A 23,761-nucleotide genomic window follows, 5' to 3' on the forward strand; every position below is an offset into this window, starting at 1 on the left:
GGGCCGCCGCGTTTACGACGCGCCATGCAGCCGGCCTATCCGGCAGCCGCGGCCGACATTAGCGGCCGACTTCCGATCCGACATAGGCGATGCGCAGCATGTTGGTCGAGCCCGGCGTCCTCAACGGCACGCCGGCCGTGATGATGACGCGGTCGCCCGGCTTGCCGAAACCTTCATCGAAGGCGATGCGGCAGGCGCGGTCGACCATGTCGTCGAGGTCGCTGGCGTCGGGGGAAACGACACAATGCGTGCCCCACAACAGCGACAGCCGCCGCGCCGTGTTGAGGATCGGCGACAGCGCCACGATCGGCACTTGCGGCCGCTCGCGCGCGGCGCGCAAGCCGGTCGTGCCGGACGCGGTATAGGTGATGATCGCCGACAGCTTCAACGTCTCGGCTATTTCGCGGGCGGCGAGCGAGATCGCGTCGGCTCCGGTCGCTTCCGGTTCCGAGCGTTGCGCGTTGATAATGCCGGCATAGGTCGGGTCGGTTTCGACCTTGGTGGCGATCCGGTTCATCATCGCCACCGCCTCGACCGGATAGGCGCCGGCGGCGGACTCCGCCGAAAGCATGATCGCGTCGGCGCCTTCAAACACGGCGATCGACACGTCCGACACCTCGGCCCGCGTCGGCACCGGCGCGGTGATCATCGATTCCAGCATCTGCGTGGCGACCACCACCGGCTTGCCGGCACGGCGCGCGGCGCGGGTGATCTGCTTCTGAATGCCAGGCACGGCTTCGAGAGGCATCTCGACGCCGAGATCGCCGCGGGCGACCATCAGCGCATCCGAAAGCTCGATGATCTCGGCCAGCCGGGCGACGGCCTGCGGCTTTTCGATCTTGGCCATGATCAGCGCCCGGCCGCGTGCGATCTTGCGCGCTTCGGCCAGGTCCTCGGGCCGCTGCACGAAGGACAGCGCCACCCAGTCGACGCCGGTCGCCAGAACCGCGTCGAGATCCCGGCGGTCCTTTTCCGTCAGCGCGCCGACCGGCAGGTCGGTGTCGGGCAGGCTGACGCCCTTCTTGTCGGAAATGGTGGTGCCGGCGACGACGGTGCAGACGATCGCCTTGCCGTTGCTGCTGACCGCCTTGAGCTCGAGCTTGCCGTCGTCGATCAGCAGGCGATGACCAGCCTCGACCGAACGCAGGATTTCGGGATGCGGCAGGTAGACCCTCGTCGAATTGCCGGGCTCGGGATTGTCGTCGAGCGTGAAGGTCTGACCGACGGTCAGCACCTCTTTGCCGTTGGCGAACTTGCCGACGCGCAGCTTTGGCCCTTGCAGGTCGGCGAGAACGCCGATCGGCCGGCCGACCGCCTCCTCGACGGCACGAATGCGGCCGACAAGCGTCCGCATCAATTCATGGTCGGTGTGGCTCATATTAATGCGGAACACGTCGGCGCCGGCTTCGAACAGCTTCTTCAGCATCTCCTCGGACGAGGAGGCCGGACCGATGGTGGCGAGGATCTTGACCTTGCGGCTGCGTCTCATTGACTGTTTGTTCCCGGGGCGGCTGGAGCGCCATCCGTTGCGGGCTCGTCAGTCAGCTGGACCATCCAGCTTGCCTGCTCGCCCGTGTCATATTCCTGGAATCCGGCGCGCTGAAAGCCCCGGGCGACGCAATCGGTAACGCCGGCGATCTTGAACTCTTTTTCGGCCACGCACATGTTGATCGGGCCATCCCAGCGTCCGCCGCGCTCGGCGTCTTCTGCATAAAGATAGTAAAACCTTGATGACAACGGTCCCTCGATCAGCGTCTTGCAGCTCGATCCTTCGATGTGCCACCAGCCTTCGGTGATCCAGCCGGCCTTGGCGCGATAGCCGATGCCGACACCGACCAGGTTCTGCGTGGCGTTGCAGACCCGGAAATCGGCCCGTGCCGGCGAGGCCGAAATCACCGCGAAAAGAGCCATGGCCGGTACCAGGAGCGGCATGGCCAAGGCGTGGCGCACACGCAGCCTGCCGGCGAAACCCATCCTGAAACCCCTCAAGAACCACATTTGCATCTCTCAACGCCCCTTTTCGGAAAAGTCCGTACGCATGTCAACGCGCCGATCTGTCCAATTCCAATCGATTTAGAAGGCTCTGGCGCGCTTGCGGTCGCCCCTGCTCAGTTTTTTGGCAGAAACCGTGGCCAAACAACGGCATTGCGCAAGCGTTCTCTTCGTGGAATGACGATACCACCCTCCCCGAAAGCCAGCGAACAGACCTTTCCCGCCAATGACCCGATCCACAGTTTTCGCGCCTTTCGATATCGTCGAAGGCGATCGCAAGCGCGGCATGGTGCTTCTGGCCGATCACGCCCGCCGCGACCTGCCGGAGGAGTATGGCAGTCTCGGCCTGCCGGCGGCGGAGTTCGACCGCCACATCGCCTACGACATCGGCGTCGAGACTGTAACCCGCGAACTCGCAAGTCTGCTCGGCGTTCCGGCCGTGCTTGCCAATTTTTCGCGACTGCTGATCGACCCCAATCGCGGCGAAGACGATCCAACGCTGATTCGTCAGCTCTATGACGGCACCATCATCCCGGGAAATTATCCCATTGCCCCGGAGGAGCGCGAAAGACGGCTGGACCGCTTTTACCGCCCCTATCATGATGCCGTCAGCGCCATGATCGCCTCTGTGGCGCGAGCATCCGCGCAGGCACCCTTCATCTTTTCGGTGCATTCCTTCACACCGACCATGCAGGGATTCGTGCGGCCGTGGCACGCCGGCATATTGTGGGACCTGGACGACCGCGTTGCGCGGCCGCTGATCGACATACTCGCCGAGGACAAGAGCCTCATCGTCGGCGACAACGAACCCTATGACGGCGCACTGCGCGGCGATACCATGTTCAGGCACGCCATCGTCAACGGCTTTGCCCATGCGCTGCTCGAGGTCCGCCAGGACCTGATCGCCGACCGCAAGGGTGCCCTCGCCTGGGCCGAACGGCTGGCGCCGGTCGTTGACGCGATAGATCGACGTGCCGATATACATGCGGTGAAAATATTCGGCTCTCGCACCGGGCCGGTATGATGAGGCCCAAGGGAGGCCAACATGACATGACCGAACTCAGCGACGAACAAAAGCGCGATTTCGAAGCCGCTGCCTTCCGCCGGCTGGTCGCGCATCTGCGCGAGCGTTCCGACGTACAGAACATCGACCTGATGAACCTCGCCGGCTTCTGCCGCAACTGCCTGTCCAACTGGTACCGCGATGCGGCGCAAGCCGAAGGTGTCGAACTCAGCAAGGAACAGTCGCGCGAGATCATCTACGGCATGCCCTATGCCGAGTGGCAGGCACTGAACCAGGTCGAAGCCTCCGACGCCAAGAAGGCCGAGTTCGAGGCAAGGCGCCCTAGGGATCACTAGGGAGGACGCCGTGCCTAAGATTGACGTTGCCGACGTGCCCGGACGCAAGGGCTCATCCTATCCACCGCCGTTCGATGCACCCTGTGCCGAACGCGTGCGCCAGCGGCTAGGCAACGCAGGCGGGCTCACCGACTTCGGCATCAATCTCATGCGCCTGCCGCCGGGCAACTGGTCGAGCCAGCGCCACTGGCATTCGCACGAAGACGAATTCGTCTACGTGCTTGAAGGCGAGCTGACGCTCGTCGAAGATGCCGGCGAGACGGTGCTGCGCGCCGGTGATTGCGCGGCCTTTCCGAAAGGATCAGGCAACGGCCATCACATGATCAATAAATCGGGCGGGATGGCGATCTATCTCGAAGTCGGTTCGCGCTGGCCCGACGACGTCGCCACCTGCTCCGACATCGACATGATGAGCACCAACGCTGACGGCCGGTTTGTGCACAAGGATGGCGCGTCTTATCTCGAGCCGTAGGGATTTCGGAGTGGACCGCCGAGATGGTTGGCCGACGCGAGAGGACGTAGCGTCTGGTCCAAGCACTTTCGGCGAAGAGCGCTTGACTGTGAATTGAATCGATCTAATTTGCCGCGCAACGCCATTTCCGGACCGGATTCTACCCAATGGACGCGCAGAAAATCACGCAGATCGCGATTCGTGGACGCTGGGCAGTGGCCGGCATCTTCCTTGCCAACGGCTTCTTGACCGGCAGTTGGGCGCCGCAGATCCCGGTGTTCCTGACGCGACTCGACATTTCGAGGTTCACGCTCGGCTTGCTGATTCTGTTGTTCGGTGCCGGCGCCGTCACTGCCATGACCTGGTGCGGCCATCTGATCTCGAAGCATGGCTCGCGCACGGTGCTGCGCTGGTTCGGACTTGCCGGCAGCTTCGGCCTTTTGGTTGTGGCTCTGGCCCCCAACGTGCCCCTTGCAGCCATCGCCATGTTCATCTTCGGCGGTTCGATCGGCGGCATGGACGTCGCCATGAATGCCAATGCAGTGGCAGTCGAACGGCGGCTGTCCCGTGCCATCATGTCGTCCTCGCACGGCTTCTGGAGCCTTGGCGGTTTCGCTGGCGGCGCTTTGGGCGGTTTCGCCCTCCAGAACTACGGTCACCTCGCCCATGCGACAGTGGTGACGGCTCTTGCCTTTGCCGTAATCGCCGTTGCGATCCGCTACCTGATCGCCGAGGACAAGCACCCGGTCGCCGAGCACCACAAATTCGCGCCGCCGGCAAACCCGCTGGTCTATCTGGTCGGACTTATGGCGCTGCTGACGATGATCTCCGAAGGCGCGGTACTCGACTGGGCAGCGCTGTATCTCCGGCAGGAACTCGGCGCCGATCTTGCCGTCGCAGGCCTGGCCTATGCCGCCTTTTCCGGTGTCATGGCCGTCATGCGCTTCCTCGGCGATGGCGTCCGCAACCGTTTCGGTGCCGTTACGACGTTGCGCGCCTCGGCCCTTTCCGCTGCTGCCGGCATGCTGGTGGCCGGGCTGGCTCCCTCGCCTTGGCTGGCCATTGCCGCCTTTGCCTTTTGCGGCCTCGGCATTGCCAACATGGTGCCGATCATCTTTTCGGCCGGCGGCAACCAGGAGGGCATGGCGTCCGGCACCGGCATGAGCGTCGTCACCACAATGGGTTACTCAGGCATTCTGGTGGCGCCGTCGGCGATCGGCTTCATCGCCGAGCACTCGAGCTTCGGCCCGATCTTCGTCGCTCTGTCCGGGCTGCTGGTCGTCGTGCTGGTGATGGCCGGCCTCGCTCACCGTGCCGAATTCGCTGCCGAGCCTGCACCGGCTGAATAGCGCTTGAACTCTTCGTAGAGGAAATCCGCCGCCAATGGCCGCCTCGGCCGCACGGTGGCCAAGGCCTTCATCGATGCCGGCTACGATGTCCGTGCCATCACCCGCAGCGGCAAGGTGCCGGCCGAGCTCAAAGGCGCCACGGCGATCGCCGGCGACGCGCTCGACCGTGCTGCGCTGATCCGCGCGACCGAAGGCGTCGATATCATTTTCAACGGCCTCAACCCGCTCTACACCGACTGGAGCAAATGCCTGCCGATGGCCGAGAATGTGATGGCTGCCTGCCGGGCGAACGGCGCGCTGCATCTCTTCCCGGGCACCGTCTACTATTACGGCTCGCAGATGCCGGCGGTGATCGCCGAAGACACGCCGTTTCGCCCGACGACGGAAAAGGGCCGTATCCGCGTCGCCATGGAAGATCTGTTTCGCCGCGAGGCTGATGCAGGTCTGGTGCGCACGATCCTGCTGCGCGCTGGTGATTTCTTCGGCGGCACCGGCAGCGGATCGTGGTTCGATCTGGTTGTTGCCGCCAAGATGACCAAGGGCGTCTATACCGCCCCAGGGCCGGTCGATCTCGTGCATGAATGGGCCTATCTGCCCGACCTGGCCAAGGCCTTCGTCGGGCTGGCTGACAATCTCGACAAACTCGGCTTCTACGAGGCGCTGAACTTTCCCGGCCATGCGGTGACCGACCTGCAGATCAAGGCGGCCGCGGAGAAGGCGCTCGGGCGCTCGCTGAAACTGACGTCGATGCCGTGGTGGGTGCTGCGTGCCGGCGGCCCGTTCGTGGCGATGTGGCGCGAGATCGTTTCGATGTCCTATCTCCGCTTCGAGCCGCACCGGCTGGTTTCAGGCAGGCTGGAAAGCGTTATCGGTACGATCCCGCACACGCCGCTGGAAAATGCAGTGTCGAAAGCGCTCGAGGATATCGGCATCGCCACGATCAAAACGACGCAAAAAGTTGCCTGACAACAAACCAAAAAAAGGCGGATGGCCTCACGGTCATCCGCCGCTGGTCGGGGAGGAAGGTTGCGCTCAGATCCGGCCCATCAACAGCAGCACCAGGACAACGATCAGGATGACGCCGACGATGCCTGATGGTCCGTAACCCCAGGACCGCGAATGCGGCCACGCCGGAACCGCGCCGATCAGAATAAGAATAAGGATAATGATGAGAATGGTGCTGATCGTCATCAGAAAATCCTCGCTTTGAGGTTGCAATGACGGAACAATGCAGAAGGCCGCCCATTGTTCCCGGGCGGCCTTGCTTGATCAGGACCGCGATCCGGACTCTGTTCGGCGGCCTTCGGGAAGGCGATCGCCGGTTCGGCGCCCAGATCGGCGTCCAGGCCTTTCGACGGGGTTTCGGCCTTGCGACGCCCGAACAGGCGGCTGAACCAGCCCCGACGCGCACCGGGTTTGACCTTGGCGCGAGTGAACACCATCAGCATCGACGGCGTCACCACCAGCGTCAGCACGGTGGCGAAGGACAGCCCGAAGACGATCGCCGAGGACAGCGAAATCCACCATTGCGTCGACGGCGCGTTGATCGTCGTCTCGTGATGAAAGATTTCGAGGCCGAGGCCGAAGGCGATCGGCAGCACGCCGAGGATCGCCGACACCGCCGTCAGCACCACCGGGCGGGCACGCTCGCGGCAGGTCTGCAGAACGGCCTCGTATTTGTCCCAGCCCTCTTCGCGCAACCGGTCATAGGTGTCGATCAGCACGATGTTGTTGTTCACCACCACCCCGGCCAGCGCGATGACACCGATGCCCGACATGACGATGCCGAATGCCTCTCCCGTCAGCAGCAGCCCGAGGAACACGCCGATCGTCGCCATGACCACGCAGGACAGCACCAGCCAGACGCTGGTGAACTTGTTGAACTGCGCCAGAAGCACGATGAAGATCAGGAAGATCGCCGCACCGAAGGCTTTGCTGAGGAAGGCACCAGCCTCCGCGCTGTCCTCATTCGAACCGGCAAGCTTCCAGCGAATGCCGCTGCCGAGGTTCATGTCGGCGACAGCTTTGGTGACCTCCTGCTGGACGGCAGCCACCTGGGCGCCGGCGGCGACGTTGGCCTGGACGACGACCGTTCGCGCACCGTCGATGCGGTTGAGGATACCGACCGTCGGCTCCGGCTTGCGCACGACGAAGTTCGAGATCGGCACCGAGCCTTGCGCGGTCTGCACCCTGAGTTCGTCGAGCGTCGACAGCGTGCGCCGATCCTCGGGCAGGCGCAGCCTGATGTCGACTGCATCGTCGGCGCCGGCGGGCCGGTACTCGCTGAGCTTCAGCCCGTTGGTCACCAATTGCACGACCGTCCCGACCGCGGTTGGGCTGATGCCGTACTGCGCCGCCTTGGCGCGATCGACCTCGAGCGCCCAGTCGACGCCGGGCGGCGCCAGGCCGTCGGAAATATCGATGACGCCGGGCACCTTGGCTATGCGCGCGGCGACGGCGCGGGCCTTGTCGTCAAGGCCCTTCGGATCGACGGCCGAAAGCCTGATCTGGATCGGCTTGCCGGTAGGCGGGCCGGCTTCCGGCACGCGAACCTCGACGTCAACACCGGGAATGCCGGCCATAACGCCGCGCAGTTCGTCCAGGATTGAGTTCGCCGATTTACGCTCGCGCCAGTCGACGAATTCGTACTGGATCACGCCAACCACGTCTTCCGGAACATCCTGGCCGCCGCCCTGCGTCTTGCCGACGCGGGTATAGACAGACTTCACGCCCGGCCAACCGAGCAGGCGATTTTCCGCGGTCTTGGTGGCCGAGTCCATTTCGGCAAGCGAAAGATTGCCGCGGGCGTGGACGTAGAGCAGGCCGTAGTCAGGCTCGACATTCGGGAAGAATTCGACGCCGGCGCCGAATTTCGAATAGGCGTAGCCGACGCCGAACAACAGCGCCACAGTGAGGACAAGCACGGTGATGGGATAATGCACCGCCTGCTTGACCACGGCCATGTACCAGCCGTCGCGATTGTCGTCGGGGTGATGGGCCGGCGCCTTGGCAAATATCGCGCCCAGCGTCGGCGCGAAGACCAGCGCATAGAGCATCGAGGCCGAGAGCGTCACGATCAGCGTGATCGGCATGTACTTCATGAAGTCGCCGATAATGCCCGGCCAGAACAACAGCGGCGAGAAGGCGGCAATGCGCGTCATCGTCGCCGCGATGACCGGGCCGGCCATGCGCTTGGCGGCAAGCGCGAACGCTTGCTCCTTCGGCATGCCCTCGCTCATGCGTCGCTCGGCGAATTCGGTGACGATGATGGCGTCGTCGACCAGCATGCCGACCGCCAGGATGAGGCTGAACAGCACGATCATGTTGATCGTGTAGCCCATCATTGCCAGCAACAGGATGCCGATCAGGAAGGATGATGGGATGGCCAATCCGATCAGCAGCGAGGCACGGCCAGACAGCGCGTAGAGAATGACGATGAACACCAGGATGACGGCGATCATCACGTGGTTCTGCAGGTCGCCGAGCAACTGGTTCACGAAGACCGACTTGTCTTGCGTGTAGGTGACGTGCATGCCCTCCGGCATCGTCTTGATGAAGGCGTCGGACACCTCCCTGACCTTGCCAATCGTATCGATCAGGTTGGAGCCGATGCGCTTCTTCACCTCGATGGCGATCGCCGGCTTGCCGTCGAGGCGGGTGACCGTCTCGGCGTCCTTGAATGTGGAGCGGATGGTGGCAATGTCCTTGGCCTGCACCACCGCATTGGGGCCGGCGACGACCGGAAGCGCCGCCACATCCTCTGGTGTCTCGATAAGCGAGGGCACCTTGACCGCGTATTTGCCCTCGGATCCTTCGATGTTGCCGGCGGCGACAAGACTGTTGGAAGCGCCGACCGCACCGATCAACTGGTCGAGCTGCAGCCCGTAGGAAGACAGCTTCATCGGATCGATGACCACTTCGACGAGGTCGTCGCGCGCACCCTGCAGCGAGCCCTCGAGCACGCCAGGCACTTCCTCGATGCGGTCGCGCAGCTCGCGCGCCGCCGCCGTCAGCACACGCTCAGGCACCTCGCCCGACAGCGTCACGACCAGGACGGGGAACTCGGAGATGTTGACCTCGGAGACCACGGGCTCCTCAGCCGCTTGCGGCAGGTCGGCCTTGCCGTCCTGCACCTTGCTGCGCGTGTCCTGCAGCGCCGTGGCGAGATCCGTCTGTGGCTGGAATTCAACGAGCACATAACCGCCGCCCTGGAAGGCGGCCGAGCGCATCTCCTTGAGGCCTTTCAGGCTCTTCAGCTTGGCTTCCATCGGCCGCAGCAGGAGGCGCTCGGAGTCTTCCGGCGAGATGCCCTGGTAGATCAGACTGACATACATCATCGGAATCGGAACGTCGGGTTCCGCTTCCTTCGGCGTCGACTGGTAAGCGACCGCACCAGCAAGGATGAGAAAGACCAGGACCGAAATGGTCAGCCGGGCATTGCTGATTGCAAGTTTGACGATGTCCATGATTACTGCGTCCCGGTCGTCGCTTCGCCCAACAGCTTTTGGATGGTCGCCTGGTCGGCTTCGACCGGCTTGACCACTTCGCCTTCCTTCACCAGTTCCTGGCCGGCGACGATGATGCGGGCGTCGGCCGGCATGCCGCCGAGCACCAGGCCGGTCGGCGTGTCGTCGACCAGGTCGATCGGGAAGAACACGACCTTGTCGTCCTTGTCGACGGCGCGAATGCCGAGATCGCCCTTGTCGCCGAGCGTCACCACCGAGCGCGGCAGCATGACGGCGTCGGTCGGCTGGGCGCTGAGCGCAATTTCTGCCGTCATGCCGGCCGGTACGGAACCATCGGCGTTGGGGATGGCGACTTCGACGCGGAAGGTACGGGTTGCCGAAGATGCATCGCGGCTGATGTAGCGCACCGTGCCCTCGACATTCTGGCCGCTGACCAGACGCACATCGGCCTTGTCGCCGATCTTCAGATAGCCGAGATCGCGTTCGCTGACTTCGCCGCGGGCGATCACCGGATCGAGCTTCAGAATGGTCGCCACCTCGCCGCCCTGCATCACGGAACTGCCAAGCTCCACCGGTACCCGGTCGATAACGCCGTCGAAGGGCGCCTTCACCTCGTTGCGGTCGAGTTCGGCTTGCGCTGCGTCCAGTAGCGACTTGGCCAGCGTCAGGTTGGAGCGGGCTGTGTCGAGCTGCAACTTGGGCAGATTGCCGGTTTTCATCAGCCCCAGGGCCGCAGCCAGCTCTGCCTCACGTTGCACGACAAGCTGCTTGGCATTGTCGACCGCCGAGATTTTTTCCTCGGCGGCAAGCATCAGGATCAGGTCGCCGGTCTTGACGTGCTGGCCCTGCTTGACCGGCAGCTTGTCGATGACGCCGGCGACGCGTGTCGCCAGGACGGCGCGCTTGTCGGCTTCGGTCAGTCCGGAAATGCGGATAGCGCGTGCATAGGTGCGCCGCGGCGGGGCTATGACCGCGACCGTGCGCAACGGCGCCTTGGGCTGTTCCGCCTCGGCGGTCCCCGGCTTGGCAGCCCCCTGTTTACCAGTTTGGGGCTTGCCTGCGTCGGCTGCCTTGGGCTGCTCGACCTCTCCTGCCTTGGGCTTGTTGTCGGCGGACGCGCTGCCGACGGACGAGAACTCGCCTGTCGCCATCCAGCCGGCGAACCCGATGAGCACAACAATGGCTGCAAGCTTGTGAAACCTGAATTTCGGCATCGTCATTTTTTCCAGTGCGCGGGGTTCGGCCAGGCCGCATCTTCTACTTGGGGCGCGTCGCCGATATGGGTGCGCGCGAGGCCGTATTCAAATTGCCGTGATCGGCGAAGCGCGCTTCTACCTCAAAGTTGCATCGCAATATAGTCAGAAAAGTTGATGGATTGTTGCTTTGTCCGCAAAGATGCGGCCGCAGCATCGGCTGTTGATTGCCAAAACAGCGGCATGGCAGCAAGTGTCAGGATGATTGGACAGATTGCGAATGCCATCTGCTTTGCGAAGCAGCTAGGCCGGACGGCGGGCGGCCTAGGGCTGCTTGCGCGCCGCAAGAAACTCCTTGACCCGCCGACCCGGCGCCGGCCCGCGCAAAGGCTTCAAGCCGTCGTCGAGTTCGCCGGACAGATCGATCGTCGGCCGCTTGCCGACGGCGTCATAATTTTCTTCCAGCCAATCACTGGCTGCGGTGCGGCCGAGGTCGCGCAGATAGGCAAGGAACGCCCATTCGGCATTGACCTTGGACGATGCCGACAGATCCTTGAACGCTTCGTCGGCATCGATGCGGTGCATGCGGATGTCGCGATATTCGCCGTGCGGCAATCGGCCGGCGGCGATCAGTTCCTTGACGAAGGCGATCGAGCGGAATTCGCGCAACAGCCCGGCGTTGAAGGTGATCTCGTCGATGCGGTTCTGGATCTCATTGGCGCTCTTCGGCGTTCCCTCGCGGACCACCGGATTGATCTGCACCAAAAGCACGTCCTCGGTGGCCGCCGTCTTGAAGAACGGGAACAGTGCCGGGTTGCCGCCATAACCGCCATCCCAATAGGGCACGCCCTTGATCTCGACGGCACGGAACAATTGCGGCAAGCAGGCCGACGCCATCACTGTGTCGAGGTCGATCTCGCCGTCCGAGAAGACCCGCAACTGGCCGGTCTCGACATTGGTAGCGGAAATGAACAGTTCCATCGACTTGCAGGCGCGCACATTGTCGAAATCGATCTCACGTTCGACCACGTCGCGCAGCGGATTGATGGCGAGCGGATTGGCGACATAGGGCGAAAATACCCGAGACATCGTATCGAACAGGAAATAGCCGGGCGTGTTCTCGATCGACCAATTGCCCCAGGCGACGTCCCAGGGCATGCGCTGTACCGGGCTGAAGCGGCCCTTTGCCGCCACCGCACGCCAGAAATCGTCGAGCTTCCGCCGCGCGCCCTCGACACCGCCGCGGACAAAGCCGTCGGCCAGCGCCACGGCATTCATGGCGCCGGCGCTGGTGCCCGAAACCGCCGTTATGTCGAGGCGCCCGTCCTCGAGCAGCCGATCGAGCACGCCCCAGGAAAACGCCCCGTGCGAGCCGCCGCCTTGCAGCGCGACATTGATCTTCTTTGGCTCTTCCGCCTTGCCGTTTTTCGGCATGGCGTGGCCCTTGACCGCTGGAAGCCTCACTAAGCGGTCCAGCCGCCGTCGACAGAGATGTGCGTGCCGTTGATCTGCGCCGCCGCATCCGAGCATAGGAACACCGCGGCCGCCGCAACCTGCTCGACGGTGACGAACTCCTTGGTAGGCTGCCTGTCGAGCATGACCTCACGGACCACCGTCTCGCGGTCCATCTTGTTGGCCTTCATCTGGTCGGGGATCTGCGCCTCGACCAGCGGCGTCAGCACATAGCCCGGACAAATGGCATTACAGGTGATCTTGTCGCGCGCCAGCTCCAGGGCGACAGTCTTGGTCAAGCCCATAATGCCATGCTTGGCCGAGACATAGGCCGACTTGAACGGCGAAGCGACAAGGCCGTGGGCCGAGGCGACGTTGACGATCCGGCCGCCACCGGCCTGTTTCATCAACGGGATGGCGGCTGCGATGGTGTGGAAGGCCGATGACAGGTTGATGGCGATGATCGCATCCCATTTCTCGATCGGGAAGCTTTCGACCGGCGCGACATGCTGGATGCCGGCGTTGTTGACCAGGATGTCGACCGAGCCGAATGCCTCGGCTGCCTTCGCCACCAAAGCCCGGCACTCGGCCGGCTTCGACATGTCGGCCTTGACGTAGACGGTCTTCACCACGTGGTGCTTCGCGATCGCGTCGGCGATGGCGTGATCGTCGGCGGTGTCGGAAAAGGAATTGACGACGACGTTGCAGCCTTCGGCCGCGAGCGCGTGGGCAATGGCCAGGCCGATGCCCGAGGTGGAACCGGTGACGATGGCGGTTTTTCTGGCGGTCAAGGCGGCTTTATTCCTTTCGAGGCGGGCTCCCGTGAACCATGCTGCACTGCAACATATAGGCTCTCTGTCACCCAAGAACAGCGGATGTGTGGAGCAATGACATGAAATTTTTGTCATGTAGACCTCTCTCGTCCCGACGAGAGAGGTGTTCGGCACCGGCTGTTGCGACCGGTTTTCGCAAGTATGCGAGGGAAAAATCCTCAGGCGACGAGGTCCGGCACCGGCCCGATATAGCGCGACTGCGGCCGGATCAGCCGTCCGCTCGTCTGCTGCTCGCGCGCATGGGCAATCCAGCCGGCGACGCGCCCGGCAGCAAAGACGTTGGTGAACGCCTCTTTCGGAAAGCCCGCCGCTTCCAGCAGGAGCGCTGTGAAGAACTCGACATTGGTCTGGAGCGAGCGCGACGGCTTGGCGATGCGGAGCACTTCGAGCGCCGCCTGCTCCACGCTTTCGGCAAAGGCCAGCCGGTGGCCGCTTTCGCCCCTGGCGCCGAGCTGGCGCACCACCGCTTTCAGCACGTCGGCACGCGGATCGCGCACGCGATAGATGCGATGCCCGAAGCCCATGATGCGGCGGCCACGCGCGATCTCGCTACGCAGCCAGCCGGCGGCGTCGCCATGCGCCTCGATCGCATCCAGCATCTCGATCACCGGACCTGGCGCGCCGCCATGCAGCGGCCCCTTGAGCGCTCCGAGCCCGGCCAGCACCGCCGAAGTAAGCCCGGCCTGCGTTGAAGAGACCACGCGCGCGGCGAAGGTCGATGCGTTGAGGCCATGGTCGCAAACCGTCACGAAATAGGCATCGAGCGCCTTCGCCAATTTAGGCGAGGCCGCAATGCCGGTCAGCATCCGCAGCATGTCGGCGGCATGATCGGCCTTGCTATCGGGCGCAATCGGGCGTTCGCCGCGCTGCAAGCGCAGCAAGGCCGGCGTCAGCACGGCAGGTGCCGCAACCAGCCGCAGCGCGTCCGACAATTTGTCACCATCCGGCAGCAGGGCAATACCGGCGCGCATCGCGCTGTAGATATCGACGGATGTGAGAAACGGCAGCAAGGGTTTGATCTGCTCGAACACTTCGCTGCGCGCCCGACCGATCGCGTTCGCCAGCTCCCTGCCGTCGGGAAGATCGTCGAAAAAGCCGTCGAACAGCAGATGAACCACCTCGGCGTATTTCCAGCGACCTGCCAGTTCGGGCAACGAATGGCCCCGGATGGTCAGGCGGCCACCAAGACCGTCGACATCGGAGAGCACCGTTTCCGCCGCCACAACATCATCGAGCCCATTCGCCATCGGTTTTCTCCTTGACCCTTTCCGGGTGGTAGATAAGGGTTGGTGACTGGACCATCAATCTTGATCAATGGAATCAACATGACAAGGCTGACATGACGGAGTGGCTGACGCGGGACGAAGCCCTGAAGCGTCTCAAGGTGCGAGCCCAGACCCTCTATGCCTATGTCAGCCGCGGGCGCATCGGCGTGCGGCCGGACCGGGCGGATCCACGCCGCAGCCAGTATCGCGCCGACGACATCGCGGCGCTGGCGAGTCGCCGGGCTCGTGGCCGAAATCCGCAGGCAATCGCCGAAAGTGCAATTGCCTGGGGTGAGCCGGCGATCGCCACCACGATCTCGACCGTTTTGCATGGCCGCCTTGTCTATCGCGGCCAGGATGCGGTTGCTCTCTGCGAGGCTGCCACGCTGGAGCAGACGGCAAACCTGCTTTGGGCATCTGACGCACCGGTGTCGTTCGTCTCGGCGAGCCGCCATGGCAACGGCGCAACTGGCCGGCCGGCTGCCTTCGCGGAATTGGCCGCGTTGGCGGCCAACGGCCGGCCTTCGCTCGGCCGAAGATCGGCTTCGCTCAACCACGATGCGGCCGGCGCCATCGCCGCTTTGGCCCAGGCGCTCGGCGCGATTCCCGGAACTGGTGCCGTGCACGAAAGGCTGGCGCGGGGATGGTCGCTCGATGCGGCCGGCGCAGACTTGATCCGCCGCTCACTGGTACTGTTGGCCGATCACGAATTGAACGCATCGACCTTCGCCGCACGGGTCGCCGCGTCCACCGGCGCACCTGTTTCGGCCTGCCTGCTTGCCGGCCTCGCCACGCTCTCCGGGCCGCGTCATGGCGGCGCCGCGGAGGCGGTCATGATGCTGGCGGAAGATGCGCAGAGATTGGGGCCGGACGCGGCTGTCGGACGCTGGCTCGGTCACGACAGGCCGCTGCCCGGATTTGGCCATCCGCTTTATCCCGACGGCGATCCGCGTGCGGAACCGTTGCTGGCCGCGATAGATGTCGATGATGGGCTGTTACGGCTTTGCGATGCGGCCTTTGCGGCAACGGGCATGCGCCCGAACGTCGATTTCGCTTTGGCCGCGCTGACGCGCGGTCTCCGTTTGCCGTCCGATACGCCGTTCCGCCTGTTCGCGCTCGGCCGCAGCGTCGGCTGGGCCGCGCATGCCGTGGAGCAGGTGACGAGCAACGGCCTGATCCGGCCACGCGCCCGCTACCAGGGACCGCTGCCGGAGCAGCTCTAGTCTAGCCGCGCTGCTTGCGAAGTCTCAGCAGCACCTGAAGGAAGGTCCGACGCTGCACTTCGCCAGCCGGCAGTCAGGACATCGTGTCGAGCTTGCGCTGCATCGCGGCGATCTGCTCCTTCAGCTCCTGAAGGTCGTCGGGTTTTTCCGGCGTTTCCTTCCTGGCCGGTTCGGCCGGCGCTGCTGCCGGCGCCGAGCCCGCGGGCGGGAACGGCGTGAACAGCCGCATGGCGTTCTGGAACATTTCCATGTTGCGCCGCGTCTGCTCCTCCAGCACCTTGATCGGCGTAGCGATCTTCATCATGTCCATCGGCGACTTGCCGAGCGCATCTTTCATCTGCTCGCGAAAGCGCTCCTGCTCCTTCGAGAAGGCCAGCATCGACTGTTCGAGAAAGCTCGGCACGATCATCTGCATCTGGTCGCCGTAATAGGCGATGAGCTGACGCAGGAACGGGATCGGCAGCATGTTCTGCCCGTCCTTGTTCTCCAGCTCGAAGATGATCTGGGTCAGTACCGGATGCGTGATGTCGTCACCGGTCTTGGCGTCCTGGACAGTAAAGTCCTCGCCTCTTTTGACCATTTCAGCGAGATCCTCGAGCGTCACATAGGTGCTGGTGCCCGTATTGTAGAGACGGCGATTGGCATATTTCTTGATAACAATAGGTTCGTCTTTTGCGGCCATCTGCATCCTCCCCGGACACCGGGCAGCTTAAGTAAGCCGCCGGTAACGATTGCGCCTTTTTAAAGGATATGCGCAAAAGCGTCATGAATCCAAGCAGTTTGTGCAGTGCGGGAACATTTTATGCTGCGCAGCACGGACGGGCCGCCGTTGCAGCGACGGGCGGCATACTTGCGGGAGTGGGACGCCATGCCCATTTCGGGTTTGACTCGGGTTGTGGAAAGGGCAAGAAAAGTCCCCGACGGCACCCGAAATCATTCCCCGAAAGCCTGGAGAAGAACATGTCCGCTTCCAACGCCATCGTTGTCGCCAGTGCAGCGCGCACGCCCGTCGGCTCCTTCAACGGCGCCTTCGCCAACACCCCAGCCCATGAATTGGGTGCCGTCGCCGTCAGGGAAGCGCTGGTCCGTGCCGGCGTCGACGGCAAGGAGGTGGACGAGGTCATTCTCGGCCAGATTCTGACCGCGGCTCAAGGGCAGAACCCGGCGCGGCAGGCGGCAATGGCTGCCGGCGTACCGCAGGAGGCGACCTCCTGGGGCCTGAACCAGCTCTGCGGCTCGGGCTTGCGCGCTATCGCGCTCGGCATGCAGCAGATCGCCCAGGGCGATGCAAAAATCATCGTTGCCGGCGGCCAGGAATCGATGTCGATGGCTCCGCATGCGCAACATCTGCGCGGTGGCGTCAAGATGGGCGACTTCAAGCTGATCGACACCATGATCAAGGACGGCCTGACCGATGCCTTCTACGGCTATCATATGGGCAACACCGCTGAGAACGTCGCCCGCCAGTTTCAGATCACCCGCGACGACCAGGACCAGTTCGCACTGGCTTCCCAGAACAAGGCCGAGGCCGCGCAGAAAGCCGGGAAATTCAAGGACGAGATCGTTGCCTTTACAGTCAAGGGCAGGAAGGGCGACACCGTAGTCGACCAGGATGAATACATCCGCCACGGCGCGACAATCGATGCCATGACCAAGCTCAAGCCCGCCTTCGACAAGGAAGGCACGGTGACGGCTGCCAATGCTTCCGGCATCAACGACGGCGCCGCCGCCGTGGTGCTGATGACCGAAGCAGAAGCCGCAAGGCGCGGCATCACACCGCTGGTGCGTATCGTTTCCTGGGCGACCGCCGGTGTCGACCCGCAGATCATGGGGACGGGACCGATCCCCTCCTCGCGCAAGGCGCTGGCCAAGGCCGGCTGGTCGGTTGGCGACCTCGATCTGGTCGAAGCCAACGAGGCCTTTGCCGCGCAGGCCTGCGCCGTCAACAAGGACATGGGCTGGGATCCGGCCATCGTCAACGTCAATGGCGGCGCCATCGCCATCGGCCATCCGGTCGGCGCCTCGGGCGCCCGCATCTTCAACACGCTGGTCTACGAGATGCGCCGCAGAAGTGCCAAGAAAGGCCTTGCCACGCTGTGCATCGGCGGCGGCATGGGTGTTGCCATGTGCGTGGAAGCATTGTGATGAGATAAGCGATACGAATAGGATGCTGGCGCAAAGCGAGTAGGGAATAGGGGGCAAACCCCACCGCTTCAACGCTCAGTCATCTGCATTTCCCGGGAGGACATATGACAAAGGTTGCAATCGTCACAGGCGGGTCGCGCGGCATCGGCGCGGCGATATCGGTCGCCTTGAAAAGCGCCGGCTATTCGGTCGCCGCAAACTACGCCGGCAATGAAGAAGCGGCGGCAAAGTTCAAGGCCGCGACCGGCATCCCGGTCTATAAATGGTCGGTCGCCGACTACGAGGCCTGCGCCGCCGGCATCAAACAGATCGAAGCCGATCTCGGTCCCGTCTCGGTGCTGGTCAACAATGCCGGCATCACTCGCGACGCGATGTTCCACAAGATGACCCGCGAGCAATGGAAAGAGGTCCTCGACACCAACCTTTCCGGCGTCTTCAACATGACGCATCCATTGTGGGGCGGCATGCGCGACCGCAAGTTCGGTCGCATCATCACCATCTCCTCGATCAACGGCCAGAAAGGCCAGGTCGGCCAGGTCAATTATTCGGCCTCGAAGGCCGGCGATATCGGCTTCACCAAGGCACTGGCCCAGGAAGGCGCGCGCGCCGGCATCACCGTCAACGTCATTTGCCCCGGCTACATCGCCACCGAGATGGTCAAGGCAATGGACGAGAAGGTCCTCAACGAGCGCGTCATCCCGCACATCCCGGTCGGTCGTCTCGGCGAGCCGGAGGAGATCGCGCGCTGCGTCGTCTTCCTCGCTTCCGACGATGCCGGTTTCATCACCGGCTCGACCATATCAGCCAATGGCGGCCAGTACGTCGCCTGATCGTTTGTCTTTACGTTGAGACAGATCCGCGCTTGGACGAACGGGCCTGCAAAACGGCCCGTTTCTATAGCGGTCTTCCCGTTGCAAGATCTCGATGCAGCACGCTGCCCCAATCCGGCACGCAAAGGTTAACGGCAAACTCGCAGCTTGTGCAAAAGCCGCCCGGCAGCCTGTGGATTCTCGGTGGAAAAGCTGTCCACAACACAACATGTTGCGGTGAACAAACCAAGAAACTTCGGCTATCTCTGATTCGTCGCCGATTCGTTCCGGCTTTGAGCGGAACGTTAACGGCGAGAGCTGAAAACACCCTCGAAATGATTAAAGCGCGTTAGGAAACATCAATAATTTCATAACGTTGTGCGAAGCAGATTGGCCGGCCACGACCATTCGCCGGCAAAGGTTAACCGCAGTGCTCGCTTGGATGCCGCCTGCATAAATCGGGCCAGTTTCCGTGATTCAGCATGTGGTGAGGTACGCCGACAGAAAACCCAGATGTAGCCGTGAACAAACCCTGAATCAGCGCGAGTCAGTGATTCGTCGCTGATTCGTTCCAGACTCGTTCCAACTGTTAATCGGGAACAGATTTTCTGGCTTCGAACCAACCAATCGGCCTGCCCTCGGCATATTCCGCTTTCGCTTCGCGCCCGAAATCCCTATGTGTCGCCTGTCATACGCGGCCAATATGGGCGCGCTCCCGACAATGCGAGGCAGAGAGCCTTATTTCCAGGCCGATGAACATCCATCCGAAACACACTGAACCGCTGATCCTGTCGGGTCGAGACGTGACGGCCGTGCTCGGCCCGACCAACACCGGCAAGACCCACCTCGCCATCGAACGCATGGTGGCGCATGAAAGCGGCGTCATCGGCCTGCCGCTCAGGCTGCTTGCCCGCGAGGTCTATACGCGCGTCTGCGAGAAGGTCGGCGCCCATAAGGTGGCGCTCATCACCGGCGAGGAAAAGATCCAGCCGGCGGGCGCGAAATACTCGGTCTGCACCGTGGAAGCGATGCCGCGCGAGACCGACGCCGCCTTCGTTGCCATCGACGAGGTCCAGCTCGCCGGCGATCTCGAACGCGGCCACATCTTCACCGATCGCATCCTGCATCTGCGCGGCCGCCAGGAGACTCTGCTGCTGGGCGCGGCCACCATGCACGGCATTCTGCAGCGCCTGCTGCGGGGCGTGTCGGTGGTGACGCGACCACGCCTCTCGCATCTTGCCTATGTCGGTTCGAAGAAGCTGACCCGCCTGCCGCGGCGCACGGCGATCGTCGCCTTCTCGGCCGACGAGGTCTATGCCATCGCCGAGCTGATCCGCCGCCAGCAGGGCGGTGCCGCCGTCGTGCTCGGCGCACTCAGCCCGCGCACCCGCAACGCCCAGGTGGCGCTGTTCCAGTCGGGCGACGTCGACTACCTCGTCGCCACCGACGCCATCGGCATGGGCCTCAACCTCGACCTCGACCACGTCGCCTTCGCCCAGAACCGCAAATTCGACGGCTACCAGTACCGCAACCTGACGGCGGCCGAGCTCGGCCAGATTGCCGGCCGCGCCGGCCGGCATCTGCGCGACGGCACCTTCGGCGTCACCGGCCAGGTCGATCCGCTGGATGATGAACTGGTCAACAAAATCGAGGCGCATGATTTCGACCCGGTGAAAGTACTGCAGTGGCGCACCGCGCATTTCGATTTCGCCAACCTTGATGCGCTGAAGCGCTCGATTGAGACCAACGCTCCGGTCGAAGGCCTGACGCGCGCGCTGCCGGCCGTGGACGCGCAGGCGCTCGAGCATCTGTCGCGCGACGAGGACGTCCGGGCACTCACCACCGATGCCAGGCGCGTGGCGCTGCTGTGGGAAGCCTGCGCGCTGCCCGACTACAGGAAGATCGCGCCGGCCCAGCACGCCGACTTGATTGCCTCCATTTACATGGACCTTGCCAGGCATGGCCATGTCGACGAGAACTACATGGCCGAGCAGGTGCGCCGTGCCGACACAACCGAAGGCGACATCGACACGCTGTCGCACAGGATTGCCCAGATCCGCACATGGACCTTCGTTTCCAACCGGCCCGGCTGGCTGGCCGATCGGGCACACTGGCAGGAAAAGACGCGCGAAATCGAAGACAGATTGTCGGATGCGCTGCATGAGCGGTTGACGAAACGTTTTGTAGACCGCAGGACTTCCGTCCTCATGCGGCGCCTTAGAGAAAACACGATGCCTGAAGCCGAAATCAGCCCAACCGGAACCGTCCTCGTCGAAGGCCATCACGTCGGCGAGTTGCAAGGTTTCCGCTTCACCGCCGACCAGAGCGCCGGCGGCGAAGACGCCAAGGCGGTGCGGGCGGCGGCGCAGAAGGCGCTTGCCGCCGAGTTCGAGGCGCGGGCCGAGCGCTTCGGCGCCTCGGCCAATGGCGACATCGCGCTGGGTTCGGATGGCACGCTGCGCTGGATCGGCGCGCCGATCGGCACGCTGGTCGCCGGCGAAGACGCTTTGAAGCCGCGTCTGGTTCTGCTGGCCGACGAGCAACTCACCGGCCCGGCCCGCGACAAGGTTGCGGCGCGCGCCGAGCGCTTCGTCAACTTCCAGATCGAATCCCTGCTGAAGCCGCTGGTCGATCTCAAGAATGCCGAGCAGATCACCGGCATCGGCCGCGGCATCGCTTTCCAGCTTGTCGAGCATTTCGGCCTCATCAACCGTCGCGACATCGCCGACGAGATGAAGTCGCTCGACCAGGAAGGCCGCGCGGCGCTTCGCCGTCTCGGAGTGCGCTTCGGCGCCTACCATGTCTTCGTGCCGGCGCTGATCAAACCGGCGCCGGCCGGGCTGATAACGCTGCTGTGGGCGCTGAGAAACGACGGCAAGGACAAGCCCGGCTTCGGCGATGTCGTTCACGCACTGGCCTCCGGCCGCACCTCGGTGGTCATCGATCCGACCTTCGACAAGACCTTCTACAAGCTTGCCGGCTACCGCAATCTTGGCCGGCGTGCTGTACGCGTCGATATTCTCGAACGGCTGGCCGACCTGATCCGGCCGGCGACCAACTGGAAGCCGGGCCTCGGCCCTCGCCCCGACGGCGCCTATGACGGCCAGTCCTTCATGGTGACGCCGCCGATGATGTCGATTCTCGGCGCCACCGCCGACGACATGGAAGAAATCCTGAAGGGACTCGGCTATCGCGCCGATGCCAAACCGGCGGCCGAGGTCAAGGCGCGGATCGAAGCACAGGACAATGCCGCGCGTGAAGCTGCCGCTGCAAAGCAGGCGGCGGAAGAGACTGCGCGCGTCGAGCAGGCGAGGATGGCGGAAGCATCTGCCGCGGCAGAGCCGCCGGCGGAGGCTTCGGAACCTGTGTCGGATGCGGCTCCTGTTGCGGAGGCGGCGGCCGAAGCTGTGACCGAAGCGACGGCAGAGCCTGTCGCGGAAGCTCCAGCCCCTGAAGCTGCGGCAGAAGTCACGCAAGAGACCCGGCCCGCCGCGGAGGCGACTGCTGAAGCGCCTGCGGAACCAGCGGCCGAGCCAAGGGCGGAACTTGGGGCGGAAACTGAGGCTGCGGCACCGGCAGAGCCGCCGGTTTCCGACACTACGGAAGCATCGCCGGCCGAACCTGCAGCGACGGCAGGAGCCATCGCCGGCGAAGCTGCTCCAGAAGCCGAGGAGCCAAAACCCATCCTGTTGTGGCGGCAGGGTCGTTTCGACCAGCGCCCGCGTCATCGCCAGCATGACAACCGCCCCCGGGACAATCATCGGGACAATCGCGCGCGCAGTGGTCAAGCTGCGCCGGACAGCCGCAGCGATGCGCCGACAGATGCCGGCGGGCAAGCGACGCCGGGCGACCGGCCCGCCCGTCAGGGGCGCCACGACCAGCGCGACGGCGCCGGCAAGCCACGCTTCGATCGCAGCAAGTTCAAGCCCAGGCCGCAAGGCGACGCGGCAGATCAGCGCGCCGGCAAGCCGCAAGGTGAACGCCCGGACCGGCGCGAAAACCGGCCCGACTGGAAGGCTGGCCGGCAGGACGGCAAAGGCGGCGCCCAAGGCGCAAAGCCGGCGTTCCAGCCAAAGCCGCGTGAGGAACGCCCGGTCCGCTTCGATCCGGACTCGCCCTTCGCCAAGCTCGCCGCGTTGCGCGACCAGCTGAAGAAGTAAGCTGCTCGTCCAATGGTCACTGATGCCCGCCAGCGCATCGACAAGTGGCTGTTCTTCTCGCGCGCGGTAAAATCGCGCACGCTGGCAGCCAAGCTGGTCGTCGCCGGACGCGTCCGCATCAATCGCGACAAAGCAGCGCAGGCCTCCGATACGGTCCGGCCGGGCGACGTTTTGACCATCACGCTGGAGCGGCGGATCTTCGTCTGGAAAGTCCTTGGCACCGGCGTACGGCGTGGCCCGGCCGAAGAGGCCCGCCTGCTCTACGAGGACATGTCGCCGCCCCCCGCGCCCAAGGGCGAGGCGCTTCCGGATGCGGTGCCGCCGTTGCGCGAGGCCGGCAGCGGTCGCCCGACGAAGAAGGAACGCCGCCAGACCGACCACCTGCTCGGCGACGATTGAGCAAGGTCGAACGCCCGCTTTGCCGGCCTTCCGGAATTCCATTCCGGAAACCGCGGCACCGCTGGCAGGGGCCGCCCTTGCCACCGGCGGACAAAGGCGTTACCTCACCAAAAAAGCCCAACAAAATGGGACGTCCCGGAGCCGACCAATGACCTACGTCGTGACCGACAATTGCATAAAATGCAAATACATGGACTGCATCGAGGTCTGTCCGGTCGACTGCTTCTACGAAGGTGAGAACATGCTCGTCATCCACCCGGACGAGTGCATCGATTGCGGTGTCTGCGAACCGGAATGCCCGGCCGACGCGATCAAGCCCGACACCGAGTCGGGCCTCGACAAATGGCTGCAGATCAACACCGAATATGCCGACAAATGGCCCAACATCACCGCCAAGAAGGAGCCGCCGGCCGACGCTAAGAATTTCGATGGCGAAACTGGCAAGTTCGAGAAATATTTCTCCCCCGAGCCCGGCGAAGGCGACTGACGAGCCTGCCGGCTGCGGCGGCCTGACGCCGCGTAACAGCCGTGATACATTAACCGCCTTGACAGGCGGCGACGGCGCGTGGCCTTCGCGCGTGCAGCAAAACCTTGATTCTTCCGACTTTTTGTGTTATATCAACCAAACATGCCGGTGACACAACGTCGATTTATGGCGCAAACGC

21 protein-coding genes are annotated in these 23,761 nt (G+C 63.7%); 11 read left to right on the plus strand and 10 right to left on the minus strand.

The features are described from left to right. Window positions 1-58: 58 nt before the first annotated feature. Entirely contained in the window at window positions 59-1,489 is a 1,431-nt protein-coding gene (gene pyk / locus NKH60_RS16360) for a pyruvate kinase (RefSeq protein ID WP_352454861.1), read from the minus strand. After that, complete coding sequence (locus NKH60_RS16365) at window positions 1,486-1,932, minus strand: DUF1036 domain-containing protein (protein WP_352489443.1); 447 nt, start codon at window positions 1,930-1,932, stop codon at window positions 1,486-1,488. The genes pyk and NKH60_RS16365 overlap by 4 nt, the downstream gene beginning before the upstream one ends. A gap of 286 nt (window positions 1,933-2,218) precedes the next feature. Between NKH60_RS16365 and NKH60_RS16370 the strand changes: the two genes are divergently transcribed. From NKH60_RS16370 to NKH60_RS16390, 5 genes are all read left to right on the plus strand, one after another. Beyond that, a complete protein-coding gene (locus tag NKH60_RS16370) occupies window positions 2,219-3,016 on the plus strand; it encodes an N-formylglutamate amidohydrolase (protein ID WP_352831367.1) in 798 nt (265 codons plus the stop codon). Window positions 3,017-3,042: 26 nt separating this feature from the next. After that, complete coding sequence (locus NKH60_RS16375) at window positions 3,043-3,351, plus strand: DUF1244 domain-containing protein (RefSeq protein WP_292663476.1); 309 nt, start codon at window positions 3,043-3,045, stop codon at window positions 3,349-3,351. Window positions 3,352-3,361: 10 nt separating this feature from the next. Then, the gene (locus NKH60_RS16380) at window positions 3,362-3,823 is read left to right on the plus strand and encodes a cupin domain-containing protein (RefSeq protein ID WP_352831365.1); all 462 of its coding nucleotides are present in this window, start codon (window positions 3,362-3,364) and stop codon (window positions 3,821-3,823) included. Between the two features lie 146 nt (window positions 3,824-3,969). Next, the gene (locus NKH60_RS16385) at window positions 3,970-5,151 is read left to right on the plus strand and encodes an MFS transporter (RefSeq protein ID WP_352872714.1); all 1,182 of its coding nucleotides are present in this window, start codon (window positions 3,970-3,972) and stop codon (window positions 5,149-5,151) included. Window positions 5,152-5,205: 54 nt separating this feature from the next. Further along, the gene (locus NKH60_RS16390) at window positions 5,206-6,117 is read left to right on the plus strand and encodes an SDR family oxidoreductase (RefSeq protein WP_352817712.1); all 912 of its coding nucleotides are present in this window, start codon (window positions 5,206-5,208) and stop codon (window positions 6,115-6,117) included. A 66-nt stretch (window positions 6,118-6,183) separates the two neighbouring features. On the opposite strand, the gene NKH60_RS16395 is transcribed toward NKH60_RS16390, so the two are convergent. From NKH60_RS16395 to NKH60_RS16425, 7 genes are all read right to left on the minus strand, one after another. Next, on the minus strand, window positions 6,184-6,342 hold the full coding sequence (locus NKH60_RS16395) for a DUF3309 family protein (RefSeq protein ID WP_023678456.1): 159 nt from the start codon (window positions 6,340-6,342) through the stop codon (window positions 6,184-6,186). Next, on the minus strand, window positions 6,342-9,617 hold the full coding sequence (locus NKH60_RS16400; protein WP_352872716.1) for an efflux RND transporter permease subunit: 3,276 nt from the start codon (window positions 9,615-9,617) through the stop codon (window positions 6,342-6,344). The genes NKH60_RS16395 and NKH60_RS16400 overlap by 1 nt, the downstream gene beginning before the upstream one ends. A gap of 2 nt (window positions 9,618-9,619) precedes the next feature. After that, window positions 9,620-10,831 (minus strand): efflux RND transporter periplasmic adaptor subunit, encoded by a 1,212-nt coding sequence (locus NKH60_RS16405; protein ID WP_352872718.1) that lies wholly within the window; start codon window positions 10,829-10,831, stop codon window positions 9,620-9,622. A gap of 122 nt (window positions 10,832-10,953) precedes the next feature. Further along, on the minus strand, window positions 10,954-11,097 hold the full coding sequence (locus NKH60_RS16410) for a hypothetical protein (protein ID WP_352452504.1): 144 nt from the start codon (window positions 11,095-11,097) through the stop codon (window positions 10,954-10,956). Window positions 11,098-11,134: 37 nt separating this feature from the next. Beyond that, window positions 11,135-12,244 carry a patatin-like phospholipase family protein gene (locus tag NKH60_RS16415; RefSeq protein WP_352817817.1) on the minus strand — a complete coding sequence of 370 codons (1,110 nt, stop codon included), beginning with the start codon at window positions 12,242-12,244 and terminating at the stop codon, window positions 11,135-11,137. A gap of 29 nt (window positions 12,245-12,273) precedes the next feature. Further along, window positions 12,274-13,053, minus strand: coding sequence for a 3-hydroxybutyrate dehydrogenase (locus NKH60_RS16420; protein WP_352831359.1), 780 nt, complete (start codon window positions 13,051-13,053; stop codon window positions 12,274-12,276). Between the two features lie 200 nt (window positions 13,054-13,253). Next, on the minus strand, window positions 13,254-14,342 hold the full coding sequence (locus NKH60_RS16425; protein ID WP_352452506.1) for a citrate synthase/methylcitrate synthase: 1,089 nt from the start codon (window positions 14,340-14,342) through the stop codon (window positions 13,254-13,256). Between the two features lie 92 nt (window positions 14,343-14,434). On the opposite strand from NKH60_RS16425, the gene NKH60_RS16430 reads away from it, so the two are divergent. Further along, window positions 14,435-15,583 carry a citrate/2-methylcitrate synthase gene (locus NKH60_RS16430; RefSeq protein ID WP_352849960.1) on the plus strand — a complete coding sequence of 383 codons (1,149 nt, stop codon included), beginning with the start codon at window positions 14,435-14,437 and terminating at the stop codon, window positions 15,581-15,583. Window positions 15,584-15,656: 73 nt separating this feature from the next. Here NKH60_RS16430 and phaR read toward each other — a convergent pair whose 3' ends face one another. Beyond that, entirely contained in the window at window positions 15,657-16,265 is a 609-nt protein-coding gene (phaR, locus tag NKH60_RS16435) for a polyhydroxyalkanoate synthesis repressor PhaR (protein WP_023678449.1), read from the minus strand. Window positions 16,266-16,543: 278 nt separating this feature from the next. Here phaR and NKH60_RS16440 point away from each other — a divergent pair, with 278 nt between their 5' ends. The 5 genes from NKH60_RS16440 (at window position 16,544) to fdxA (ending at window position 23,583) form a co-directional block, all read left to right on the plus strand. Next, window positions 16,544-17,728 carry an acetyl-CoA C-acetyltransferase gene (locus NKH60_RS16440; protein ID WP_352452508.1) on the plus strand — a complete coding sequence of 395 codons (1,185 nt, stop codon included), beginning with the start codon at window positions 16,544-16,546 and terminating at the stop codon, window positions 17,726-17,728. Between the two features lie 104 nt (window positions 17,729-17,832). Continuing rightward, on the plus strand, window positions 17,833-18,558 hold the full coding sequence (phbB, locus tag NKH60_RS16445) for an acetoacetyl-CoA reductase (protein WP_352767641.1): 726 nt from the start codon (window positions 17,833-17,835) through the stop codon (window positions 18,556-18,558). A 731-nt stretch (window positions 18,559-19,289) separates the two neighbouring features. Further along, window positions 19,290-22,697, plus strand: a complete 3,408-nt coding sequence (locus tag NKH60_RS16450; RefSeq protein WP_352831355.1) for a helicase-related protein — start codon at window positions 19,290-19,292, stop codon at window positions 22,695-22,697. 12 nt (window positions 22,698-22,709) lie between these two features. After that, window positions 22,710-23,096 carry an RNA-binding S4 domain-containing protein gene (locus NKH60_RS16455; RefSeq protein WP_023680553.1) on the plus strand — a complete coding sequence of 129 codons (387 nt, stop codon included), beginning with the start codon at window positions 22,710-22,712 and terminating at the stop codon, window positions 23,094-23,096. A 148-nt stretch (window positions 23,097-23,244) separates the two neighbouring features. Continuing rightward, window positions 23,245-23,583 (plus strand): ferredoxin FdxA, encoded by a 339-nt coding sequence (fdxA, locus tag NKH60_RS16460; protein WP_352452512.1) that lies wholly within the window; start codon window positions 23,245-23,247, stop codon window positions 23,581-23,583. The last annotated feature ends 178 nt before the right edge of the window (window positions 23,584-23,761 follow it).

Source organism: Mesorhizobium sp. M1006, assembly GCF_040318825.1.
In the GTDB taxonomy this organism is placed as follows: Bacteria; Pseudomonadota; Alphaproteobacteria; order Rhizobiales; family Rhizobiaceae; genus Mesorhizobium.